Annotated in this window: 12 protein-coding genes; 3 read left to right on the top strand and 9 right to left on the bottom strand. The window is 73.1% G+C overall.

All coding sequences use genetic code 11. The features are described from left to right. Nucleotides 1–6 precede the first annotated feature (6 nt). Together ACFV9H_RS15050 and ACFV9H_RS15045 are read right to left on the bottom strand one after the other, a co-directional pair. Nucleotides 7–1,971 carry an IucA/IucC family protein gene (locus tag ACFV9H_RS15050; protein ID WP_385397786.1) on the bottom strand — a complete coding sequence of 655 codons (1,965 nt, stop codon included), beginning with the start codon at nucleotides 1,969–1,971 and terminating at the stop codon, nucleotides 7–9. 672 nt (nucleotides 1,972–2,643) lie between these two features. After that, nucleotides 2,644–4,032, bottom strand: coding sequence for a diaminobutyrate--2-oxoglutarate transaminase family protein (locus tag ACFV9H_RS15045; RefSeq protein ID WP_385397784.1), 1,389 nt, complete (start codon nucleotides 4,030–4,032; stop codon nucleotides 2,644–2,646). A 251-nt stretch (nucleotides 4,033–4,283) separates the two neighbouring features. Between ACFV9H_RS15045 and ACFV9H_RS15040 the strand changes: the two genes are divergently transcribed. Beyond that, nucleotides 4,284–5,453 carry a trypsin-like serine peptidase gene (locus ACFV9H_RS15040; RefSeq protein ID WP_385397782.1) on the top strand — a complete coding sequence of 390 codons (1,170 nt, stop codon included), beginning with the start codon at nucleotides 4,284–4,286 and terminating at the stop codon, nucleotides 5,451–5,453. A 56-nt stretch (nucleotides 5,454–5,509) separates the two neighbouring features. Here the strand turns inward: ACFV9H_RS15040 and hflX are convergent, their stop codons facing one another. From hflX to miaA, 6 genes are all read right to left on the bottom strand, one after another. Continuing rightward, the gene (gene hflX / locus ACFV9H_RS15035) at nucleotides 5,510–7,015 is read right to left on the bottom strand and encodes a GTPase HflX (protein ID WP_385397780.1); all 1,506 of its coding nucleotides are present in this window, start codon (nucleotides 7,013–7,015) and stop codon (nucleotides 5,510–5,512) included. Nucleotides 7,016–7,162: 147 nt separating this feature from the next. After that, nucleotides 7,163–8,611, bottom strand: coding sequence for a M1 family metallopeptidase (locus ACFV9H_RS15030; protein ID WP_385397778.1), 1,449 nt, complete (start codon nucleotides 8,609–8,611; stop codon nucleotides 7,163–7,165). 111 nt (nucleotides 8,612–8,722) lie between these two features. Next, the gene (locus ACFV9H_RS15025; protein WP_385397776.1) at nucleotides 8,723–10,801 is read right to left on the bottom strand and encodes a RelA/SpoT family protein; all 2,079 of its coding nucleotides are present in this window, start codon (nucleotides 10,799–10,801) and stop codon (nucleotides 8,723–8,725) included. A gap of 140 nt (nucleotides 10,802–10,941) precedes the next feature. After that, the gene (dapF, locus tag ACFV9H_RS15020) at nucleotides 10,942–11,817 is read right to left on the bottom strand and encodes a diaminopimelate epimerase (RefSeq protein ID WP_385397774.1); all 876 of its coding nucleotides are present in this window, start codon (nucleotides 11,815–11,817) and stop codon (nucleotides 10,942–10,944) included. A gap of 106 nt (nucleotides 11,818–11,923) precedes the next feature. Continuing rightward, on the bottom strand, nucleotides 11,924–12,478 hold the full coding sequence (locus ACFV9H_RS15015; RefSeq protein WP_385397772.1) for a hypothetical protein: 555 nt from the start codon (nucleotides 12,476–12,478) through the stop codon (nucleotides 11,924–11,926). Nucleotides 12,479–12,604: 126 nt separating this feature from the next. Then, nucleotides 12,605–13,543 carry a tRNA (adenosine(37)-N6)-dimethylallyltransferase MiaA gene (gene miaA / locus ACFV9H_RS15010; RefSeq protein WP_385397770.1) on the bottom strand — a complete coding sequence of 313 codons (939 nt, stop codon included), beginning with the start codon at nucleotides 13,541–13,543 and terminating at the stop codon, nucleotides 12,605–12,607. A gap of 204 nt (nucleotides 13,544–13,747) precedes the next feature. Here miaA and ACFV9H_RS15005 point away from each other — a divergent pair, with 204 nt between their 5' ends. Together ACFV9H_RS15005 and ACFV9H_RS15000 are read left to right on the top strand one after the other, a co-directional pair. Further along, a complete protein-coding gene (locus ACFV9H_RS15005; RefSeq protein ID WP_385397768.1) occupies nucleotides 13,748–13,921 on the top strand; it encodes a gliding motility protein in 174 nt (57 codons plus the stop codon). 23 nt (nucleotides 13,922–13,944) lie between these two features. Beyond that, a complete protein-coding gene (locus ACFV9H_RS15000; protein ID WP_385397766.1) occupies nucleotides 13,945–14,193 on the top strand; it encodes an antitoxin in 249 nt (82 codons plus the stop codon). Between the two features lie 77 nt (nucleotides 14,194–14,270). Here ACFV9H_RS15000 and ACFV9H_RS14995 read toward each other — a convergent pair whose 3' ends face one another. Then, complete coding sequence (locus tag ACFV9H_RS14995; RefSeq protein ID WP_385397764.1) at nucleotides 14,271–14,978, bottom strand: class III extradiol dioxygenase subunit B-like domain-containing protein; 708 nt, start codon at nucleotides 14,976–14,978, stop codon at nucleotides 14,271–14,273. Nucleotides 14,979–15,226: the final 248 nt, after the last annotated feature.

The raw sequence follows: 15,226 nt of genomic DNA, 5'->3' as shown, positions 1-15,226 counted from the left end.
GACGCGTCAATCGTGAAGGGGGTTGGCGATGGTGACGTAGACGGACTGGGTGTCGACCGGGCCGACCAGCTCGTCGAGGCCGCCCAGGCGGGTGAGCAGATTCGCCTTGCAGCGCAGGGTGGGTGAGTCGAGCAGCCGTGCGGGGAGCGGGCCGAGGTGGGCGGCCTTGCCGAGGAACCGGCGGAAGGCGGCGAGCAGTACGCGCTCGTCGGCGAGCCGCTGGGAACCGAATGCGCCGATGAGGCCGAGGACGTTGTTGATGCCGAGGTAGTAGGCGAAGCGTTCGTCGGTGACGGCGTCGGAGACGAAGGTGTCGCTGGCGCTGCCGATGCCTGGGAGCCGTTGCTCCAGTTCCGTGCGGCGCGATGCGCGGAAGTAGTAGCCCTGGTTGTCACGGAAGCGACCGCCGACCGGCCAGCCGGCCGGGTCGAGGAGGACCAGGGTGTTCTGTTGGTGGGCTTCGAGGGCGATGCCGGCGAGCGCGTCGAAGGCGAGGACCGGCAGGACCACGTGGTCGAGGTAGCGCAGGAACCACTCGGCGGCGACGGCCGAGGTGGGGCGGCCGGTGGTGGCGGCGAGTCCGGAGACGGTCTCGGCGAGCCGGGAGCTCATGGTGGTCCGGCCGGGCCACGGTCGGGGAGCGGTCAGGGCGGCGACGCAGACGGCGTCGTCGGACGAACGGAAGGGGTTGTGGCGGAGCAGGGCGTCGAGTCCGGGGACGGGTGTGCCGTCGGGGGCGTCGACGGCGACCCAGGCGGGGTCGCGGACGATGTCGAAGCCGGGGTGGCCCGTCTGCCACTGCTCGGCGAGGCCGGTGCGGAGCAGCCGGTGCACCTCGACGCCGCGGTGGAGTTCCTTGCGGAGGTTCTCGCGGCGGGAGTTGGTGATGCGAAGGCCCAGGGAGAGCTTGAGCATCGCGGGGGCGCCGGGGCGGTGGACGGTGCGGACGGAGGAGGTGGGGTACCAAGGGGCGCTGTGGGGGCCCAGGTCGTGCAGGAGTCCCGCGTCGCGGAGGGCGGCGACGGCGGGGCGCTGGAGCAGGTCGCGGGCCTGCCAGGGGTGCAGCGGGAGGGGGGTGGCGCCGTCGGGCACCGGAAGGCCCGGGGCGAGCCGGCCGAGGAGCTGGGCGGCGGAGACGGGGCGACCGCGTTCGGTCCAGGCGGAGTCGGTGGCGAGGACGGAGGGTTCGACGGCGAACCAGTGCAGGGGGAAGGATCCGTGCAGTTCGGGTGAATAGCGGCGTACTTCGGTCTCGGAGAGTCCTTCGCGGCTCTTCGGGTCCGGCTGGAGGGGGTGGCCTAGGAGGAGGGACTGCTCTGCGGTGAGGAAACGGTCCCCGCCCACGGGGGCCGGGGCGGTGGGGCGTTCGCGCCGGTCGGCGATGAACTCGGCGGTGCGGCGGACCGAGTCGGCCACCCGGGCCACGAGGTCGGCGGAGCCGCGATCGATTCCGGTGGCGGTACCGGTGGGGGTACGGGTGCCTTCGCGGGCGAGGAGGGCGGCGAGGGTCACGGCGTCCAGGGTCGGCGCGGTGGCGGGCGCGGCTTCCAGTCGCGCCGGGCCAAAGCGGTGCCAGCCCGCGGGGGACCAGTAGCGGACGCCAACGAGCAGGGCGGCGCCGGAAGCGGGCAGGGGGATGCGCAACCGGGTCCCCGGGAGACCGTCGGGACGGCGGAGTCCGGCTTCTCGGACCCAGCAGCGGAGCAGGTTCTCGACCGCCGCGGCCTCGGCGGCTGCCGCCGGTTCCGGATGGTCCAGGAGCTCGGGCAGCCCGGTCGGCTCCGGTCGGGCGAGGTCTCGCCGGCCGACGCGGGGCGTGGCCGTGCCGTCCTTCTGCCGCGGCACGGTGGTCGCTGCGGGAACCTCCGCCGCGGGTGCCCGCCGGGCCGGGTCGCCAATGGTGGCGTACGACCCGTCAGCCGCGGCCTCGGTGGGCGCGGCCCAGGGTTGGGCGGCCTCGGGGGGGTTCACCCACCGGTTGTCGACGCCGGGAGCTGTCGCCCCGGGCTGGGCTGCCTCGCTGGGCGGGGTCTGCGCGGGCTCGACGGGCGGGGCGGGCTCGCCGGGCCGGGCCCACGGCTGGGCAGGCTCAGGGAGTGTGCCCCACGGGCTGGGGGGCGGGCTCGGCTGGGCCAACGGCTGGGCGGTCTCCGCCGGCTGGGCCAACGGCTGGGCGGTCTCCGCCGGCTGGGCCGAGGGCCGGGCGGACTTCGTGGGTGCGGACCCGGGCTGCGTGTCGTCGGCCGGGATCGTCCAAGGCTGCGCGGACTCCGTGGGTGCGGGCCGGGGCTGCGTGTCGTCGGCCGGGATCGTCCAAGGCTGCGCGGGCTCCGGGGGTGCGGACCGGGGAGAGGCGGACCCGGTGAACGCTGGGGGAAGGGGAGCGTGGGTGAGGGGGCGCGGGGCCGGGGGCGGCTGGTGCGTCGGCGGGCGGTGGCCTGCGGAGTCGCGGGCGGCCGATCCGGGGGTGGGGGCCGGGGGTGGTGACGGCTGCTCGCCGGGGGGTCGTTGTTGCGCCGTGGGCGCCGGGGGCGTCGGGGGCGTCGGGGGAGTCGGGGGCAGCAGGCGGTTTTCGTCGCCGCCGGGGCCGGGCGTCGGGGTGGAATGGTGCGCGTCGGGCATCGCGGGTCCTCGGGGTACGGGTCAGTAGGGCCGGCGGGCGGCTGCCGGGATGGCGTCGGCCAGGCGGTCGAGGACCGCCGCGGCCTGCTCGTCGGTCAGGGTCAGCGGGGGTAGCAGGCGGACGACGGCGGAATGACGGCCGCCGAGTTCGACGATCAGCCCACGGTCCAGGCACTCCTGGCGGACCGCCGCGGCGAGGGCGGGCGCGCAGGCTCCGGTGTCGGGGTCGACGAGTTCGACGCCGATCATCAGGCCCCGCCCCCGTACGTCCCCGATACAGGGGTGGGCGGAGGCGAGGCCGCGCAGGGCGGTGAGCATCCGCTCGCCCAGGGCGGCGGCGCGTTCGGCGAGCCGGTTCTCGCGGACGTAGGCGAGCGTGGCGGTGCCGGCCGCCATGGCCAGCTGGTTGCCGCGGAAGGTGCCGGCGTGCGCGCCCGGGGCCCAGACGTCCAGGTCGGCCCGGTACACGATCACCGCGAGCGGCAGACTGCCGCCGATCGCCTTGGACAGGACGAGCACGTCGGGTACCACCCCGGCGTGGTCCATTCCCCAGAAGGCGCCGGTCCGGCCGACGCCCGTCTGCACCTCGTCCGCGATCAGCGGGATCCCCCGCGCCCGGGTGATCTCGCGCATCCGGCGCAGCCAGGCGTCGGGGGCCGGGAGGACCCCGCCCTCGCCCTGGACGGGTTCGACGATCATCCCGGCGGGTGCGGGAACCCCGCCCTTGGGGTCGTCCAGGAGGTTCTCCGTCCAGCGGGCGCCGAGTTCGGCGCCCTCGATGCCGCCGACGCCGAACGGACAGCGGAAGTCCTGTGGGTACGGCAGCCGCGTCACCCGTACGTCCACGGCTCCTCCCGAGGCATCCAGGGCCCCGGCGGTCATCCCGTGGTAGGCCCCGGTGAAGGCGAGCAGCCCGGAGCGCCCGGTCGCGGTGCGGACGAGCTTGAGGGCCGCCTCGACCGCGTCCGTACCGGCCGGCCCGCAGAACTGGACCCGGGCGTCGGCGGCCAGCGCGGGCGGCAGGTTGGCGAAGAGCTCGGTGGTGAAGGCGTCCTTGACGGGGGTCGCGAGGTCCAGCACGTGCAGTGGAGCCCCGGAGTCGAGGACGCCCCGGATGGCTTCCAGTACCACCGGGTGGTTGTGCCCGAGGGCGAGGGTGCCGGCGCCGGAGAGGCAGTCGAGGTAGCGCCGCCCGTCGGCGCCCTCGATGGTCAGTCCCCGGGCCCGCACGGGGACGATGGGCAGGGAGCGGGCGTACGTCCGTGCGGCGGACTCCCGTTGGGACTGCCTGCGCAGGATGCCGTCGGCGGCGACGGGGATCCGTCGTGCGCGGCTGCCCTGGGGCGGTACCTGTGCCGCGGATGCGTCCGCGGACGCGGCTCCATCCACCGCCGACTCGGTCAAAGCCACGAGTGTCGGACCTCCCGCACCGATTGCTCTTCCGGATTGCGCCTCGAACATCAACGCTGCTCCCCCATCCCCCGTACGTACCAACGACGGTGACGGCGACGGATCACGGGTGGGCCCAAGATCCTTGCCCGTCAAGGGGCGAGACACCTCCCGTGTCAGGAACCACGGCCCCGGGCTGTGCCGTCCCCAACCTCGGCGGCATAGTGGGTTGCTGCACTCGACGCCTCGAATCCACCAGGGGGACGAACGACATGCGACCGAACCGACCGGTCACCGCGCTGCTGTGCGCGGCCGCGCTCGCGCTGACCGCCGCGGCCTGCGGCCCCGGCGACGATGAGGCCGGCGGCGACGCCAAGCCGACCGTGGCACAGAGCAGTCCGGGCGCGGGCGGGATCAAGATCCCGGACCAGCTCAAGGACAAGCTCAAGGAGCACGGCATCGACCTGGAGAAGTGGAAGGGGGGCGAGTGGAAGAACTGGAAGAAGGAGGACTGGCTCCGCGAGGCGGGCGACTACATCAACCCGATCATCGAGGGCCTGTGGGACCCCGACCGCATGCGTGACGCCGAGCAGCCGAAGCAGCCGGCCGTCGACCCGGACGCGGGCAAGGACCAAGGCGTCACCGACCCGACCCCGGCGCCGGTGACGGCCAAGCCGGCGAACCCGCCCTACCACGGGAGCGTTCCGGCTTCCGGCAAGGTCTTCTTCGACGGGCCCGAGGGTTCGATGGTCTGCTCCGCGACCGTGGTCAAGGACCCGGCGCACCCCGGCAAGTCCAACATGGTCTGGACGGCCGGCCACTGCGTGCACGCGGGCAAGTCCGGCGGCTGGTACCGCAACATCGCCTTCGTCCCGTCCTACAACAACGCGGGCAAGCCGGCTGCGCAGCTCAAGGGCGCGCCCCGGGAGCAGGTGGCTCCGTACGGCGTGTGGTGGAGCGACTGGGCGCAGACCTCCGACCAGTGGATCGCGACCGGCGGTCCGACCGGTGGTGCGGGTGCCCCGTTCGACTTCGCGGTGCTGCACGTGACCCCCGAGCAGGGCAGCGGCAAGTCCCTGGAGGAGACGGTCGGTTCGGCGCTTCCGGTGGAGTTCAACGCTCCGGCCGTGCCGAAGGTCGCGAGCATCACGGCGACCGGCTACCCGGCGGCGGCTCCCTTCGACGGCCAGAAGGCCTACCAGTGCACTGACAAGCCGGGCCGGCTGTCGCTCAACGCGACGGACCCGGTGATGTACCGCATCGGCTGCACCATGACCGGCGGTTCGTCCGGCGGCGGCTGGGTCGCGGCGGGCGCCGACGGCAAGCCGGCGCTGGTGTCGAACACCTCGATCGGCCCGGCCAAGGCGGGCTGGCTGGCCGGACCCCGGCTGGGCCCGGAGGCGAAGGGCATCTTCGACGCCGTCAGCGGCAAGTTCAAGTAGCGAGACCGAATGACCGAGGGCCCCCTGCGCGTCGCAGGGGGCCCTCGGTCATGGGATCAGCTCTTCGCGAGGGCGTACGGAGCCAGGTCCGCCGCCAGTTCCTGGTGGACCCGTGCCTTGAGCAGGGTGCCCTCCGCGGTGTGCTCCTCGGAGATCACCTCGCCCTCGGCGTGCGCCTTGGCCACCAGCGAGCCGAGCGTGTAGGGCACCAGGGCCTCCACCTCGACCTCGGGCCGCGGCAGCTCGGTGTCGATGAGCGCGAGCAGTTCCTCGATGCCGAGGCCCGTCCGCGCCGAGACGGCGATGGAGTGCCGCTCGATCCGCAGCAGTCGCTGCAGGACCAGCGGATCCGCCGCGTCCGCCTTGTTGATCACCACGATCTCGGGCACGTTGACCGCGCCGACCTCGCGGATCACCTCGCGCACCGCCGCCAGCTGCTCCTCCGGCGCCGGGTGCGAGCCGTCCACGATGTGCAGGATGAGGTCGGAGTCGCCGACCTCCTCCATCGTGGAGCGGAACGCCTCGACGAGGTGGTGGGGCAGGTGCCGGACGAAGCCGACCGTGTCGGCCAGGGTGTAGATCCGGCCGCTCGGCGTCTCGGCCCGGCGCACGGTCGGGTCGAGGGTGGCGAACAGCGCGTTCTCCACCAGTACGCCCGCGCCCGTGAGGCGGTTGAGCAGGGAGGACTTTCCGGCGTTGGTGTAGCCGGCGATGGCGACCGAGGGCACCTTGTTGCGGCGCCGTTCCTGCCGCTTGATGTCACGGCCGGTCTTCATCTCCGCGATCTCCCGGCGCATCTTCGCCATCTTCTCGCGGATCCGACGCCGGTCGGTCTCGATCTTGGTCTCACCGGGGCCTCGGGTGGCCATGCCGCCACCGCCGCCGCCACCCATCTGGCGGGACAGCGACTGACCCCAGCCTCGCAGTCGCGGCAGCATGTACTGCATCTGCGCGAGCGCGACCTGTGCCTTGCCCTCTCGGGACTTGGCGTGCTGGGCGAAGATGTCGAGGATGAGGGCGGTCCGGTCGACCACCTTCACCTTGACGACGTCTTCGAGCGCGATGAGCTGGCCGGGGCTGAGCTCGCCGTCGCAGACCACGGTGTCGGCGCCGCTCTCCATGACGATGTCACGCAGCTCGCGCGCCTTGCCCGAGCCGATGAAGGTGGCCGGGTCCGGCTTGTCGCGGCGCTGGATCACACCGTCGAGTACGAGAGCACCTGCCGTCTCGGCGAGCGCCGCGAGCTCCGCGAGGGAGTTCTCCGCGTCGTTCACCGTGCCGGAGGTCCAGACACCGACGAGTACGACGCGCTCCAGGCGCAGCTGTCGGTACTCGACCTCGGTGACGTCTTCGAGCTCGGTGGAGAGGCCGACCACGCGGCGCAGGGCCGCGCGCTCGGAGCGTTCGAACTGCTCGCCGTCCCGGTCTCCGTCGATCTCGTGGCTCCAGGCGACGTCCTCTTCCATCAGGGCATCGGCCCGAAGGCTCTCGGTGAAGCTCTGCGAGTCCCGCACGTCCTGTGCGTCCCGCGCGTCCTGGGAAGGGGAAGAAGAGGAGGTCATTGGATCCTTACGTCGATTCGAATAGCACGGTCACGTCAGCCGTCAGGTCCAACGTGGAACTGTCACGTCCAACGTGTCATACCGCCCGGGGATTCCCCGAACGGGCCCGTCGATGGTGACATGCCCGCTCGCCGCCGGTCACACGCTTTATTTGACGGGCGCGGCCCCGCTCCACTCCGGGTGCCCCGGCATCGCGGGGGTCGTCTTCCCGTACAGCCACGGCTCCAGGAAGGCCCCGAGGTCGCGGCCGGCCTCCTGCGAGGCGAGGCGTACGAAGTCCTCGGTGCCCGCGACGGAGTCCCGGTGCTCCGACACCCAGCGCCGCTCGATCCGGTCGAAGGCCTCGGTGCCGATCTCCTGTCGCAGGGCGTACAGGATCAGGGCGGCACCGTCGTAGACCACCGGCCGGAACAGCCCGATCTTCTGGCCGGGGGCGGCTGCCTGCGGGGCGGCCGGGGGGCCGCCCGCGGCCCGCCACTGGTCGGAGCGCTGGTACGCCTCGCGCATGCGCCGCTCCAGGGAGTACTTGCCGAGCCCGTCGGCGTACAGGGCCTCGTACCAGGTGGCGTGTCCTTCGTTGAGCCACAGGTCGGACCAGGTCCGCGGGCTGACGCTGTCGCCGAACCACTGGTGGGCGAGCTCGTGCACCATCACGGATTCCACGTACCACTCGGGGTAGCCCTCGCCGGAGAACAGGCTGTTCTCGAAGAGCGAGAGGGTCTGCGTCTCCAGCTCGAATCCGGTGGTGGCCCGCGCGATCAGGATCCCGTAGTTCTCGAAGGGGTAGCGGCCGACCCTCTCCTCCATCCACGCGACGTGGCCGGCGGTCTTCTTCAGCCAGGGGTCCAGCCGCTCCCGGTCGGCGGCGGGTACGACGTCGCGCAGCGGCAGCCCGTGCGGTCCGGTGCCGTGGACGACGGCGGAGCGTCCTACGGAGACCTGGGCCAGCTCGGTGGCCATGGGGTGCAGGGTCCGGTACGTCCAGGTCGTCCCGGCGCCGGCGCGGGGGGCGGGCAGTGCGCCGGGCACCCCGTTGGCCACGGCGGTGAGCCCGGCCGGGGCGGTGATCCGGAAGGTGAAGTACGCCTTGTCGGCGGGGTGGTCGTTGCAGGGGAAGACCCGGTGGGCGGCGTCCGCCTGGTTGGCCATGGCCAGGCCGTCCTCGGTGGGCACCCAGCCGCCGTCCCCGCGGCCGCGCGGGTCGCTGGTGTGCCGGACGGTGATGTGCAGCGGCAGGTTCCGCGCGACCGGGCGCGCGGGGGTCAGTACGAGGTCCTCGCCCGCGCTCTCGAAGCGGGCCGGCTCCCCGTTGACCTCGACGGACGCCACCTTGCCGTGAGTGAAGTCGAGGTTGATCAGCTCCAGCTGCCGCAGGGCGCGGGCTTGGATGACGGTGACCGCGTCGAGCGGGCTCTTGTTGTCCTTGTACGTGAAGGACAGGTCGTACGAGAGCACGTCGTACCCGGGGTTCCCGAGCTCCGGGAACAGCCGGTCGCCGATGCCCAGGGGCTTCGGCGGGGGCAGGACTGCGGCGACGAGGGTGAGGGAGGCCGCGGCGAGCAGGGCGGCGCGCAGGCGCGGGGAGGTGAGCTGCATCCACCACCGCTTACCAGCGCCCGCCGCACGGCCGCGCTCGACGCGCGACGGGGCCACCCGAACGGGACCTTCCGGGGCCGCCCGGTGACACGCGGGAGCCCCGCCGCCGACCTACGCGCGCCTGACGTCGTAGACGCCCGGGACGTCCCGCATCGCCCGCATCAGGGCGGGCAGGCCGGCCGCGTCGGGCAGTTGGAGGGTGTAGGTGTGTCGGACCCGCTGCTCGACCGGGGGTTCCACGGTCGCGGAGACGACCTCGACGCCCTCCCGGGCGATGGCCTCGGTCAGGTCGGCCAGCAGATGGGGGCGGCCGAACGATTCAGCGAGCAGGGTGACCCGGCAGTCGGCGGTGGCCCGCCAGTGCACGGCGACCGAGGTGCGCCCGACGGCCCGCATCTGCGCCACGGCGGCGCAGTGGATGCGGTGCACGGTGACGGCCCCGCCGCGGACCACGAACCCGGCGACGGCGTCCGGCGGCACCGGCGTGCAGCAGCCGGCGAGCCGTACGGGGGCGTCCGGCAGGTCGGCGACCGCGTTGGCGCCGCCACCCCGGGCGCCGACCACCGAGAGCGGTGCACGCGCGGCGGAGGTGGTGGCCATCGCCCGGTCGGGGTGGGCTTCGAGCCAGCTGCTGATGGCGATCCGGGCGGCCGGGGTCTTCGCGTGGTCCAGCCACTCGGAGGCCGGCCCCGAGGAGGCGTCCTGCGCGAGCAGCAGCTGCACGGTGTCGCCGTCGGAGAGCGCGGAGGAGAGGGAGGTGAGGCGCCCGTTGACCCGGGCGCCGATACAGCCGTGGGCCGCCTCGCCGTGCTGGGCGTAGGCGGCGTCGATACAGCTGGCCCCGGCCGGCAGGCCCAGCGTGCCCCCGTCCACGCGGAAGACGGTGATCTCCCGGTCCTGGGCCAGCTCCGCGCGGAGCACGCTCCAGAAGGTGTCGGGGTCGGGTGCGGACTGCTGCCAGTCGAGGAGCCGGGACAACCAGCCGGGCCGTGTCGGGTCCACCCGTTCCTCGTCGCATTCGGCGGCGTCGGCCGAGGCGATGGCGTACGGGTTGCCGAGGGCCACGACGCCCGCCTCCGCGACGCGGTGCATCTGCCGGGTCCGCACGATGACCTCGGCGACGTAGCCCTCGGGGGTGGCGACGGCGGTGTGCAGCGACTGGTAGAGGTTGAACTTCGGGGCGGCGATGAAGTCCTTGAACTCCGAGACGACCGGGGTGAAGCAGGTGTGCAGCTCCCCCAGTACGGCGTAGCAGTCGGCGTTCTCGCCGACGAGGACGAGGACGCGCCCGAAGTCGGAGCCGCGCAGCTCGCCGCGTTTGAGGGCGACGCGGTGGACGGAGACGAAGTGCCGGGGGCGTACCTGTACCTCGGCGGCGATGCCGGCGTCGCGCAGCACGGTCCGTACGGAGTCGGCGATGGCGGGCAGCGGGTCGTTCTCGCCGGCGTGGGCGGCGATGAGCGCGCGCGTGTGCTCGTACTCCTCGGGGTGCAGGATCGCGAAGACGAGGTCTTCCAGCTCGGTCTTGAGGGCTTGGACGCCGAGCCGTTCGGCGAGCGGGATGAGGACGTCACGGGTGACCTTGGCGATGCGGGCCTGTTTTTCGGGTCGCATCACACCGAGGGTGCGCATGTTGTGGAGCCGGTCGGCGAGTTTGATGGACATGACGCGGACGTCGTTGCCGGTGGCGACGAGCATCTTGCGGAAGGTCTCGGGTTCGGCGGCGGCGCCGTAGTCGATCTTCTCCACCTTGGTGACGCCGTCGACGATGAAGCAGACCTCGTCGCCGAACTCCTCGCGGACCTGATCGAGGGTCACGTCGGTGTCCTCGACGGTGTCGTGGAGGAGAGAGGCCGTCAGGGTGGTGGTCTCGGCGCCGAGTTCGGCGAGGATCAGGGTCACGGCGAGCGGATGTGTGATGTACGGCTCACCACTTTTTCGCATCTGGCCGCGGTGAGAGGTCTCCGCGAGCAGATATGCGCGCCGCAAAACGGACAGGTCGGCGTCCGGATGGTGGGCACGGTGCGCTTCCGCGACGTGTCCGATGGCGTCCGGGAGGCGGTCGCGGGACGTGGGACCGAGCAGCGCCGCTCGGCCGAGCCGGCGCAGATCGAGCCTGGTCCGGCCACGTCTGCGGAGCTCAGGGCGCACTTCGGGGTGTGCTTCGGGGTTCGTGGCCTCTGCACTCATGGGCACCTCCGGCGGCTTCGACCGGCGGTGGCGGGCATGGGGTGAGCCCTCAGGGCCGGTGCCTGATGTTACCGACCCCACCACGTGGCGCAGTCCACCTCTCGCTGAGCGTGAAACGGATCACCCATTAGAGGGAAGCTTCAGCCGAAAGCCGTTTCGGTGAGCCAGGCCGCGTCGAACTCGCCCGCCGCCACGATCACGGCCGGTCCGGTCATCTCGATCCGGCCGTCGGGGTGTTCCGTGATGACGAGCGTGCCACCGGGGAGGTCGACGGTGTACGTGACCGGTTCGCCGGTGGCGGCCGGGTCCGCGCCGTCGCGGCGGATGGTGGCCACGGCGACGGCGCAGGCGCCGGTGCCGCAGGAGCGGGTCTCGCCGGAGCCGCGCTCGTGGACGCGCATGGCGACGTGCCGGGGGCCGCGGTCGACGACGAACTCGACGTTGACACCCGTCGGGTAGGCGGACGCCGGGCTGAACTCGGGGGCGTCGTACAGCTTCCCGGCGTCGTCGAGGCTTTCAACGAACGCCACCGCGTGCGGGTTCCCCATGTTCACGTTCCGCGCGGGCCAGCTCTTGGACCCGACGGCGACGGTGACCTCCCCCTCGGGGAGTTCGGCGCGACCCATGGAGACGGTGACGTCGCCCGCCTTGTCGAGGTGCACGCGCTTGATCCCGCCGCGGGTGGCGACGGCGAGGTCGCCGGGCTCCACGTGGCCCGCGTACTGGAGGTAGCGGGCGAAGACGCGTACGCCGTTGCCGCACATCTCGGCGATGGAGCCGTCGCTGTTGCGGTAGTCCATGAACCACTCCGCCTCGTCGGCCAGGTGGGCCGCCTCGGGGTGCGCGGCGGACCGGACGACGTGCAGGACACCGTCGGCTCCGATCCCGGCCCGCCGGTCGCACAGCTTCGCGACGGCGGAGGCGGGCAGCTCGATGGCGTTGTCCGGGTCCGGGACGATCACGAAGTCGTTCTCGGTGCCGTGGCCCTTGAGGAAGGAGAGGGTGGTCTGCGTCACCCGCCCATCGTACCGATCCCCTGGTCAGCGGCGCGGAGCCGTCCGAGGAGCGGTCAGCGGGCGGGGCGGGGGCCGGGCCGTGCCGGGCCGGTCAACCGGACGGGCTCTAGCGGAGCCGGGCCACTCGGTACACGGCGAGCGCCACGACGGTCAGCGCGACCACCGCGTACAGCGCGGCCAGGCGCCAGTCGGGGTGGCGGCCGCTCCCCCGGGCCGGAAGCCCGGGCCAGCTGTAGCCCACGCGGCGGGCGGCCATCATCCCCCAGCCGCCCGCGCAGCAGCTGATGAGGAAGCCGAGCATCGCGACCACGGCTCCGCCGTCGCCGAACTCGAAGGCCAGCGGGAAGGCGAACATGAGCGAACCGGCGGCGGCGAGCATCACGATGGGTGCGATCTGCCACACGCGCAGGCGGCGCTGCGGGCGCAGCTCGACCTCGACCTCGGGGCCGGTGGCGGCCTCGGCCTCCGCGGCGTTCGCGGTGTCCGGGCCGTCGGGGGTCAGTCGCGCGGGGCCCGTGGGCAGCCCGAGGGTGTCGGGGCCGTCCGGGCCGTCGGGCCGCTGCGAGCCGCCGGATCCGCCCTGTCGGTCGAGAAGCGTAGGGTCCGCTTCCCGTCGGGTGTCGTCCCGCCCGGTGTCACGAGGGCCGGCCTCCATCGCCACGCGCCCTCCCCACTCGGATTCAGTACGCCGCCATTCACTGCGGGTGAGCGCACCCGCCGAAGTTTGATGATGGCACGCCCCCGGGCCCGGGACGGGCGCGCGGAGCGTCCCGATGCCATCACGTGATCAGGCTGTGACCGCTCGTTCGACCAACGACTGCGCGAGTCCGGTGAGTTCCCCGCGGTCGGCGACGGCCCCGCTGAGCCAGTGGACGCGCGGGTCGCGCCGGAACCAGGAGTCCTGGCGGCGGGCGAAGCGCTTGGTCGCCCGGATGGTCTCCGCCTTGGCCTCTTCCTCGGTGCATTCCCCGGCGAGCGCGGCGAGCACCTGCTGGTAGCCGAGCGCCCTGGAAGCGGTGATTCCGTCGCGCAGTCCGCGGGCCTCCAGCGCGCGCACCTCGTCCACGAGTCCGGCCTCCCACATCCGGTCCACCCGCAGCGCGATCCGCTCGTCGAGCTCCGGCCGGGATACGTCGACGCCGATCTGGACGGTGTCGTAGACGGACTCGTGGCCGGGCAGGTTGGCCGTGAAGGGGCGGCCGGTGATCTCGATGACCTCCAGGGCGCGCACGATCCGGCGGCCGTTGCTGGGCAGGATCGCGGCGGCGGCGGCCGGGTCCGCGGCGGCGAGGCGGGCGTGCAGGGCGCCGGGGCCGCGCAGGGTGACCTCGGCCTCCAGCCGGGCGCGGACCTCGGGGTCGGTGCCGGGGAACTCCATGACGTCCAGGGCGCCCCGGACGTAGAGGCCGGAGCCGCCGACGAGCACGGGGGTACGGCCCTCGGCGAGCAGCTTGTCGATCTCGGCGCGGGCCAGCCGCTGGTACTCGGCCACGTTGGCGGTGTCGGTGACGTCCCAGATGTCGAGGAGGTGGTGCGGTACGCCGCCGCGCTCCTCGGTCGTCAGCTTGGCGGTGCCGATGTCCATCCCCCGGTACAGCTGCATGGAGTCGGCGTTGACGACTTCGCCGTCGAAATGGCGTGCCAGGGCGACGCCCAGGTCGGACTTTCCTGCTGCGGTGGGACCGACGACGGCGATGACCCGCTGGGCGGGGGCTGCTTTCCTCACCGCCCCAGTCTCGCAGCCCCCCGGTCAAGACAGTGACATGTACCCGATCGAGCTACGTGACGGGATGGGGGCGGGGTCGTTGCCCTGGCGGGGTTCGGCCCGGTGGAGCCCCTGTGGCCAAGCCGGAACTTCACTCACACGAGTAACGTTATAGGAGGAGACATGGGCGTTTTTGATCGGCTTTTTCGCCGTAAGGACGAGGTTGTGACCGATGAGGTCGCCGCCGAAGCCCCGACGGCGGAGCCCGGTGCGGCCGAGGAAACCGAGACCGAGACGGCTGACGTGGTGGTTCCGGCGGCGGAAGCCGTCGAGATCCCGAAGCAGCAGTCGGCCGAGGTGGCCGCGGACAGCGAAGCCGGCGAGGGCGCCCGTACGTAGCGACCGCCAACGGAAGGTGACCCATGGGCCTGCTGGACAATCTGAAGGCCAAGCTCGCGCCGGCGAAGGACAAGGTCGGCGACCTCGCCCAGAAGAACGAGGGCAAGATCACCGAGGGTCTGGACAAGGTGGCCAAGGCCGTGGACTCGAAGACCCACGGCAAGTACAGCGACCGGATCACGAGCGGCACGGGCAAGGCGAAGGACGCCCTGGGCAAGATCGCGCACAAGGACGCTCCCGGCGGCGGACCGACGCCGCCCACTGCTTCCTGACGCGGTACCGGAAAAGGGCGCGGCACCGGCGACAGCCGGTCCCGCGCCCCTTCCTCGTACGTGATGCCTACGGGGTGTCAGGACCAGGCGGCGACGAAGTACCCCACGCCGTACGGCGCGTCCTCGTACAACAGCCGTCCGTCGAGCCCCGCGCCCTCGGCGGCGCCGGCCAGCACCTGCCAGGGAGCCCGGCCGGCGGCCTGGAGTTCGGTGGCGAGTTCGGCGTCGAGGGCGGCGAGCGCGGCCACGTCGGCGGCGGCGAGGGCCCGGCCGGCGGCCGCGTCGAAGGCGGCGGCGCGCTCGTCGAGGTAGCCGGGGGCCTTCAGGGTCCGTTTGGCGCTGCCGTCACCCATGACGAGCAACGCGACCCGCTCGTCCCGCGCGGCGAGTTCCCGGCCGGTCCGCAGGCAGTGCGCGGTGTCCAGCGGCTCGGCGACCCCGAGCCCCTCGACGGGCGCGGCTCCCCACCGCGCGCGGCTCAACAGCCAGGCGCCGACGGCGAGCGAGGCCGGCAGCAGGCGCGGCCCCTCATCGCCCTCCCCCAGTTGTACGTCGGCCTCGACCCCGAATCCGCGGAAGCTGCCGCGGGCGCCCTGGGGGTAGGCGCCGGCGTGGTCCCGGTCGGCGGCTCCGACGACGACGAGCAGGTCGGGTCGGGACGCGGCGAGCACCGCCAGTGCGTCGGAGCAGGCGGTACGGGCGTCGCCGAGTTCGGCGGCGGCCCCCGCAGCGACCTCCGGCACGAGCAGCGGCGGGGCGGGGCAGACGGCAGCGGCTACGAGCATGATCCGCAGCCTAACCGCAGCGCGGCTCGGGCGGTGCGGGTGCGGCGTGCGCCGTGCTGCGTGGTGCGGCGACTTCGCGGTGCGGCTCGGCCGGTGCCGCTGCGCGGTGCCTTCGTGGGCGCTGCCCACACCCGCGCCTCAAACGCCGGCGGGGCTGGATTGGGCTGATGCGGTCCGCCGGGCGCGGGCCGCGCCCGGCGGGGCTGGATTGGGCTGATGCCGGCCGCCTGGCGCGGGCCGCGCCCGGC

It is taken from the genome of Streptomyces sp. NPDC059874 (assembly GCF_042731135.1).
GTDB lineage: Bacteria > Actinomycetota > Actinomycetes > Streptomycetales > Streptomycetaceae > Streptomyces.
Note: the sequence above shows the minus strand (reverse complement) of the source record. Positions and strands in the feature narration are given on the sequence as shown.

Coding starts and splice junctions, on each gene's coding strand:
- ACFV9H_RS15040 (WP_385397782.1), top strand. CDS start 4,284: ATGCGACCGAACCGACCGGTCACCGCGCTGCTGTGCGCGGCCGCGCTC.
- hflX (WP_385397780.1), bottom strand. CDS start 7,015: ATGACCTCCTCTTCTTCCCCTTCCCAGGACGCGCGGGACGCACAGGAC.
- ACFV9H_RS15030 (WP_385397778.1), bottom strand. CDS start 8,611: ATGCAGCTCACCTCCCCGCGCCTGCGCGCCGCCCTGCTCGCCGCGGCC.
- ACFV9H_RS15025 (WP_385397776.1), bottom strand. CDS start 10,801: ATGAGTGCAGAGGCCACGAACCCCGAAGCACACCCCGAAGTGCGCCCT.
- ACFV9H_RS15000 (WP_385397766.1), top strand. CDS start 13,945: ATGGGCCTGCTGGACAATCTGAAGGCCAAGCTCGCGCCGGCGAAGGAC.
- ACFV9H_RS14995 (WP_385397764.1), bottom strand. CDS start 14,978: ATGCTCGTAGCCGCTGCCGTCTGCCCCGCCCCGCCGCTGCTCGTGCCG.